Raw genomic sequence first — 5,595 nt, 5'->3', positions numbered from 1 at the left:
ATTGTAGACTATATTGATTACTACAACAACAAACGAATTAAGGTAAAACTAAAAGGACTTAGTCCTGTACAATACAGAATTAAATCCTTTGCTTAAATTAATTGTCTAACTTTTTGGGGTCAGTACATTTTTTCCCTTCCTCTTTTCATTTATGTTTGCATAAACGCTTATTGATTTTTAAAGGCATCCACCATCACTTGGAACTCTTCGTTTGAGAGGGTGATTCCTTTCCCCATCTTAGTGTGGTCTGGACTCCAAGCACGAATGTCAAACTTCGCTGGTGCTCCATTAAAGCTAACACGATTGATTTCCTTAGTCCAACCTTTTTCATTCTCTGAGAGTGTGAGTAGGTGTTCTTCGATTTCAAATGTAAATTCTGCCATTATATTCTCCTTTTGATTGTCTTCACTTGATTATTCGTAAAATCTTGTAGATTTTTTTAAAATTGTATATAATAATGTTAAAAAGAAGGGAGGCTCCGATGAAAGATTTATTTAAACACATTCAACAAAAGTTCCAAAGCTTTCTCGACGGGCGAGAAGAACCAGATCATTCCAAAGCCGACTCCCTGACAAGTGCCATTAAAGAGGCGCTCCTAAAAAAAACTGCTGTCCACATTATTTTTTCTGATACGAGTTTTACAGGTGATATCATCAAATATGATACGGACCGCCAGCAAATTATCGTTAAAAATTTTGCAAAAAATGTGACCCGAATTATTCGAATCCCAGATATTCGGAAAGTGAGTTTTGTTCCCTCAACTGTCCAAACTGCCCAAAAAAATCGATTTAAGAAAGAGTGAGATGAGTTTTCTTCATCTCACTCTTTTCTATTAACGAATTTGTTCAAAATGAAGGTGAACAGCAATGTGTTCTCCGTAACCACTTCTCTCTAAATCACGTTGCAAACGGTAAGAGATATAGTGTTCAGCGATGGTAATATAGCCTGCGCCAAGCAAGCGATGCTCAACCATTGATTGAATCATGCTGATCGTCGCACGCTCCACTTTTGCCTCTTCTAGATCCAAGACAACTTTTTTAGTTACTTGAGCTAGATTTTGACGTAAATCATCTGTCAAAACATAAACTGTTTGAGCAGCTTTGAGAATGGCTTGATAGATTTTATCTGGATCAAAGTCGGCAACTTGTCCATCACGTTTAATGACTTGCATAGGCTTCTCCTTTTAATTTATATTTTCTTTAATGTCTGCTAACATTTTGGCTTCTTCTGCTGTTAATTCGTAATGTTCCAACAAATCTGGTCTACGTTCATAAGTTTTTTTGAGACTTTCATAGAGACGCCATTGACGAATCTTCTCATGGTGCCCACTCATAAGCACTTCTGGAACTACCATGCCACGATAATCATAAGGACGTGTGTACTGAGGGTATTCAAGAAGTCCTGATGAAAAGCTATCATCTTGGTGACTCGTTTCTTTACCAATTACTTCTGGTATCAAGCGAACCGTCGCATCAATCATAGTCATTGCTGCCAGTTCTCCACCCGTTAGCACATAATCACCTAGAGAAATCTCATCAGTCACTAGGGTCTTGATCCGTTCATCATAGCCCTCGTAGTGACCACAGATAAAGATGAGTTCTTCTTCTTGAGCTAAATCTTCAGCATAGGCTTGATCAAACGGCTTACCAGCAGGATCGAGGAGAATCACGCGTGGATTCTTCTTTTCAATGGCATCAAAAGCATCAAAGATTGGCTGCGCACGTAGCAACATCCCTTGACCACCACCGTAAGGTTCGTCATCGACATGACGGGCCTTTTCAGCATATTCACGAAAATTATGATACTGGATATCTAAAAGCCCTTTTTCACGTGCCTTCCCAACGATGGAATGTTCTAGCGGTGAGAACATCTCTGGAAAGAGGGTTAAAATATCAATCTTCATCGTCTAACCCTTCTAAGAGTTCTACATCCACACGCCTATTGGGAATATCAACATTTAGCACAACCGGTGGGATGTATGGTAAAAGCAGGTCACGTTTCCCCTTGCGCTTAACTACCCAGACATCATTGGCACCTGGTTGAAGGATTTCCTTGATGGTTCCAATCAAATTGTCACCCTCGTAGACCTCTAAGCCGATAATTTCGTGATAGTAAAATTCACCCTCATCCAGGTCATTAAGGTTTTCTTCCGCAACCTTCAAACTGTAGCCCTTGTATTTTTCAATATCATTGATGTGATACATATCCTTAAATTTGATAATATCAAAATTCTTATGCTTACGATGACTTGCGACAGTCACTGTTCTAACAAATTGATCCTTCTCATCAAACAAGGCCAGCTCTGCACCTTTTTTAAAGCGTTCTTCCGAAAAATCCGTCACAGATAAGACTCTCATCTCACCTTGTAAACCTTGCGTATTGACGATTTTTCCAACGTTAAAATAGTTCATTTGATCTCCTGTGTATGTTTCTCCCTTTATTTTATCACGTTCTAGGTATTTTCACAAGTTGGAGGAAAAAGCTAGTTCTGACCTTCGGCTTCTAAATATCCTTCCAAATCTCGTTCATGGTGATACTTGATGGCAGCCTTTTTGTCTTTTTCAAAAATGATCTTGGTTAAATCTATATCGTTGATGGCCGCAATTGCGACAGTGTAGTGAATAATATCAGCAAGTTCTTTAGCAAGTTCCTCGTTAGAATCCTGAACCCCTTCTTTTCGACCAGAGCGTCCATTCAAAACCTCGGCTACTTCTCCAACTTCCTCCACTAGCTTGATAAAAAGACCTTCCTCAGTCCGAGACTGCTGGTAATGTTCTAGCAAATAGGCTTGTAGTTGTCTAACTGTTAAATCCTTCATATCCTACTCCTAGCAAAAAAGCGAGACATCCGTCCCGCTTTTTTATTTTTCGTCAATAACGATTCTTACTTTTTTGTCTTCAGTTGGGACAGAGTAGACAATCGTTCTTATCGCAGAGATAGTGCGACCCTTACGACCAATCACACGACCCACATCGCTTTGGTCAAGATCCAAATGATACTCCAAAAATTCTGGTGTATCTTCAATCTTGATAGTTAAGGCATCTGGTTGTGAAATCAAAGGTTTCACAATTGCAATAATGAGATTTTCAATCGTATCCATCTGTCAACCTACTTTAGAATTATTTAGAGAATTTAGAATCGTGGAATTTCTTCAATACGCCTTCTTTTGAAAGGATGTTGCGTACTGTGTCTGAAGGTTGAGCTCCATCAGCCAACCATGCAAGAACGCGGTCTTCTTTCAAAGTTACTTGGTTTTCAGCAACAAGTGGGTTGTAAGTTCCAACTGTTTCGATGAAACGTCCGTCACGTGGTGAACGTGAATCTGCTACGTTAATACGGTAGAAAGGTTTTTTCTTAGAACCCATACGAGTCAAACGGATTTTTACTGCCATTTTTAATATCTCTTTTCTTTTATTTTTTTAGTTTGGTGAAATAGCTGAGCCATTTAGCACATGTTCTATTATAGCAGATTTCTAAAAGGTGTCAAGAAAAAAACTTGACAGACTTTAAAATTTTTAGAAATTTGTTAGACTAGTAGGTATAAATTAGAAAGAGAAACTTTATGAATACTAGTCTAGAGAAGATTTACAAAGACCATCAAGTCAAACCTTACATCTCTCCTGATCGTGATATCGAGACTTGGCTACTAAATCCCAAGCCTGTTCCCAAATGACACATGGACTTATTACCAGATGATTTACTAGCAGGAGATATCATTCTCCTCTGGAGAATCAACTTTGGAACATTCACCATCGAAACATGATTTTAAAAACTCCCATTCGAATATGATTCAAAATTCGTTTAAAATCAATGTTTTCCCACTTTTTCAGAAAACAAATTTTCATCTAATTTAAATAACTTTCAATTAAATGGTGTGAATTTTGCTTAAAATCATCAAAAACACCCCATGGTGTGAACCATGAAGTGTTGTAAATGCTGTATTGTAGCTAGTTTTTAACGTTTAGAAAACTACCTAGCTTTACGAGCTTTCTTAAAATCTGGTTTGGAAAGTATGCGTTTCAGTTGGACTAAAAACAGCGAAATATCAAGGATTTTAAGAACGATATCTACTAATTAATTTATAAAATATGAATTAATAGATTCTAAATAGGGGAATAGTTTAGGTCTGTAATCATTAAAATAATACACCTAACTTTGGTCACCGTTTTTTAGTTATTCACTCTTTTTTCAGATAGTGTTTTTAAAGTTATGATGTAAAATGCCGCAATTAAAACACTATACATCATAATCGGAGGATAGAGAATTAAGGATAGAATCAAACCCACTCCTTTAATTATTAGGTCAGGTATCAATAACTTTCTATATTGTGCGGTAGCTTCAAGTAATTCTTTCTGATCCATATTGGGTTTATCAATTACTTTATGTAAAAACCAGTTTGCTACCGTTGAAACAATAACGATCAGTCCATAAAAGAGCTGTGCCGTATGGTTCATGAAATGACTACTAACGATTCCAGTAACATAGGGCATAAATGAAACAAAAAATAAAAGAAACAAATTCCACCAAACAATTTGTGGGGAAATTTTCTCAACCTTTTCCCATAGTGTGTTTAGTGCCATCCATAACGATCCTAACCAGAAAAAGGAAAGAAAATAAGCAAAGAAATTTTGCCGTAAATCCCAAAAAGCTTGAAGACTTGGTGTCGTTGGTTTTTCTAATTCTAAGATTAGGATAGTCATTATAATTGCTAGAACCGCATCTGTTAATGCAATTAATCTATCTTTCTTCATCAGATTACATAGCCTTTCATTTTGTAGAATTCTATCTCATCGTATAATACTTATTAATCTTAAATATTAGATATTCATTTCATACTCTGAGTACAAAGAAGATACACTAAAAAATGTATCTGTCATATCTTATTTAACTTTAGAAATATTCATCCATCTAATTAATAAATTCTATCATATTTCACAATAAATGACTACTATCAAAGATACATTTTCTTTCAAATTCCTCCCTTTTCAACTTGGCTAACTTGACCTGCATTACCTAGGTCGCTTTGCTTTAAATTATACTTTTTTCTTAAACATTTGATACGAGTAGGTATTTCTTGTGAGTAATTTTCATCAAAAAATTTCATAGATAAGTCCTATATCTAATCATGGTAAAGTAGTAAAAATAGTTGTTATCCTAGTTGATTAAAAAAGTCTTTGATTTCCTCATCTTTTATAAAATAATATATAATTTTCCCCTCTCTTCTAGTGTCCAAGATGTTTTGATTGGCTAGTTTACGAAGATGGTGGGAGGCAGATGCCATACTGAGATTTAGTAAACAGGCTATATCGCAGACACAGAGTTCTTCGACGGCAAGGAGATAAAAGATGATATTTATCTGTTTATTATCGGTAAACTTTGATAAAATACGAAGTGATTTTTGGACTTTTTCCTTTTCAAGGTAGTTCGTTGCGGTTGTAACATTTTGTTGATTTATAATATTCACTTGGCAGATACTATCTTTTTTCATAATTTTTTCTCCTAGCCGAACACAGTCCTTAGCATGTCAAAGCTGTTGTTTTCAATCAGAATATACATCCCCAATCCTAAATAAACAATGGCAATAAACCATCTGCT

At 36.0% G+C, this 5,595-nt stretch carries 13 protein-coding genes and 1 pseudogene; 3 read left to right on the top strand and 11 right to left on the bottom strand.

Going from position 1 to position 5,595, the window contains the following annotated elements:
- The coding region (locus QM928_RS09755) for an IS3 family transposase (protein WP_414267217.1) at positions 1 to 96 on the top strand (96 nt) is incomplete at its 5' end.
- Positions 97 to 167: 71 nt separating this feature from the next.
- Here QM928_RS09755 and QM928_RS09750 read toward each other — a convergent pair.
- Entirely contained in the window at positions 168 to 383 is a 216-nt protein-coding gene (locus QM928_RS09750; protein WP_000807425.1) for a YdbC family protein, read from the bottom strand.
- A 98-nt stretch (positions 384 to 481) separates the two neighbouring features.
- Between QM928_RS09750 and QM928_RS09745 the strand changes: the two genes are divergently transcribed.
- Complete coding sequence (locus tag QM928_RS09745) at positions 482 to 802, top strand: hypothetical protein (RefSeq protein WP_049509144.1); 321 nt, start codon at positions 482 to 484, stop codon at positions 800 to 802.
- A gap of 30 nt (positions 803 to 832) precedes the next feature.
- Here QM928_RS09745 and QM928_RS09740 read toward each other — a convergent pair whose 3' ends face one another.
- From QM928_RS09740 to rpsP, 6 genes are all read right to left on the bottom strand, one after another.
- The gene (locus tag QM928_RS09740; RefSeq protein ID WP_001196044.1) at positions 833 to 1,171 is read right to left on the bottom strand and encodes an ATP cone domain-containing protein; all 339 of its coding nucleotides are present in this window, start codon (positions 1,169 to 1,171) and stop codon (positions 833 to 835) included.
- A gap of 12 nt (positions 1,172 to 1,183) precedes the next feature.
- Positions 1,184 to 1,903: a tRNA (guanosine(37)-N1)-methyltransferase TrmD gene (gene trmD / locus QM928_RS09735; RefSeq protein ID WP_371607972.1), complete on the bottom strand. Its 720-nt coding sequence runs from the start codon at positions 1,901 to 1,903 to the stop codon at positions 1,184 to 1,186.
- On the bottom strand, positions 1,893 to 2,411 hold the full coding sequence (gene rimM, locus QM928_RS09730; RefSeq protein WP_311522653.1) for a ribosome maturation factor RimM: 519 nt from the start codon (positions 2,409 to 2,411) through the stop codon (positions 1,893 to 1,895). Before rimM ends, trmD begins: the two co-directional genes overlap by 11 nt.
- Positions 2,412 to 2,482: 71 nt before the next feature.
- Complete coding sequence (locus QM928_RS09725; RefSeq protein WP_371607971.1) at positions 2,483 to 2,818, bottom strand: MazG nucleotide pyrophosphohydrolase domain-containing protein; 336 nt, start codon at positions 2,816 to 2,818, stop codon at positions 2,483 to 2,485.
- Positions 2,819 to 2,860: 42 nt separating this feature from the next.
- Positions 2,861 to 3,100: an RNA-binding protein KphA gene (kphA, locus tag QM928_RS09720; protein WP_000379617.1), complete on the bottom strand. Its 240-nt coding sequence runs from the start codon at positions 3,098 to 3,100 to the stop codon at positions 2,861 to 2,863.
- Between the two features lie 19 nt (positions 3,101 to 3,119).
- Entirely contained in the window at positions 3,120 to 3,392 is a 273-nt protein-coding gene (rpsP, locus tag QM928_RS09715; protein WP_000268760.1) for a 30S ribosomal protein S16, read from the bottom strand.
- A gap of 170 nt (positions 3,393 to 3,562) precedes the next feature.
- Here rpsP and QM928_RS09710 point away from each other — a divergent pair.
- A pseudogene (locus tag QM928_RS09710) lies at positions 3,563 to 3,763 on the top strand (hypothetical protein).
- 406 nt (positions 3,764 to 4,169) lie between these two features.
- Here QM928_RS09710 and QM928_RS09705 read toward each other — a convergent pair.
- The 4 genes from QM928_RS09705 to QM928_RS09690 form a co-directional block, all read right to left on the bottom strand.
- The gene (locus QM928_RS09705; RefSeq protein WP_414270266.1) at positions 4,170 to 4,751 is read right to left on the bottom strand and encodes a TMEM175 family protein; all 582 of its coding nucleotides are present in this window, start codon (positions 4,749 to 4,751) and stop codon (positions 4,170 to 4,172) included.
- Positions 4,752 to 4,969: 218 nt separating this feature from the next.
- On the bottom strand, positions 4,970 to 5,104 hold the full coding sequence (locus tag QM928_RS09700; protein WP_002889641.1) for a hypothetical protein: 135 nt from the start codon (positions 5,102 to 5,104) through the stop codon (positions 4,970 to 4,972).
- A 45-nt stretch (positions 5,105 to 5,149) separates the two neighbouring features.
- The gene (cadX, locus tag QM928_RS09695) at positions 5,150 to 5,488 is read right to left on the bottom strand and encodes a Cd(II)/Zn(II)-sensing metalloregulatory transcriptional regulator CadX (RefSeq protein WP_000711083.1); all 339 of its coding nucleotides are present in this window, start codon (positions 5,486 to 5,488) and stop codon (positions 5,150 to 5,152) included.
- An 11-nt stretch (positions 5,489 to 5,499) separates the two neighbouring features.
- The coding region (locus QM928_RS09690) for a cadmium resistance transporter (protein ID WP_414295023.1) at positions 5,500 to 5,595 on the bottom strand (96 nt) is incomplete at its 5' end.

Origin of the sequence: Streptococcus infantis (assembly GCF_047460405.1) — a bacterium.
Classification (GTDB): Bacteria; Bacillota; Bacilli; order Lactobacillales; family Streptococcaceae; genus Streptococcus; species Streptococcus infantis_Q.
Note: the sequence above shows the minus strand (reverse complement) of the source record. Positions and strands in the feature narration are given on the sequence as shown.

Coding starts and splice junctions, on each gene's coding strand:
- QM928_RS09750 (WP_000807425.1), bottom strand. CDS start 383: ATGGCAGAATTTACATTTGAAATCGAAGAACACCTACTCACACTCTCA.
- QM928_RS09745 (WP_049509144.1), top strand. CDS start 482: ATGAAAGATTTATTTAAACACATTCAACAAAAGTTCCAAAGCTTTCTC.
- QM928_RS09740 (WP_001196044.1), bottom strand. CDS start 1,171: ATGCAAGTCATTAAACGTGATGGACAAGTTGCCGACTTTGATCCAGAT.
- trmD (WP_371607972.1), bottom strand. CDS start 1,903: ATGAAGATTGATATTTTAACCCTCTTTCCAGAGATGTTCTCACCGCTA.
- rimM (WP_311522653.1), bottom strand. CDS start 2,411: ATGAACTATTTTAACGTTGGAAAAATCGTCAATACGCAAGGTTTACAA.
- QM928_RS09725 (WP_371607971.1), bottom strand. CDS start 2,818: ATGAAGGATTTAACAGTTAGACAACTACAAGCCTATTTGCTAGAACAT.
- kphA (WP_000379617.1), bottom strand. CDS start 3,100: ATGGATACGATTGAAAATCTCATTATTGCAATTGTGAAACCTTTGATT.
- rpsP (WP_000268760.1), bottom strand. CDS start 3,392: ATGGCAGTAAAAATCCGTTTGACTCGTATGGGTTCTAAGAAAAAACCT.
- QM928_RS09705 (WP_414270266.1), bottom strand. CDS start 4,751: ATGAAGAAAGATAGATTAATTGCATTAACAGATGCGGTTCTAGCAATT.
- QM928_RS09700 (WP_002889641.1), bottom strand. CDS start 5,104: ATGAAATTTTTTGATGAAAATTACTCACAAGAAATACCTACTCGTATC.
- cadX (WP_000711083.1), bottom strand. CDS start 5,488: ATGAAAAAAGATAGTATCTGCCAAGTGAATATTATAAATCAACAAAAT.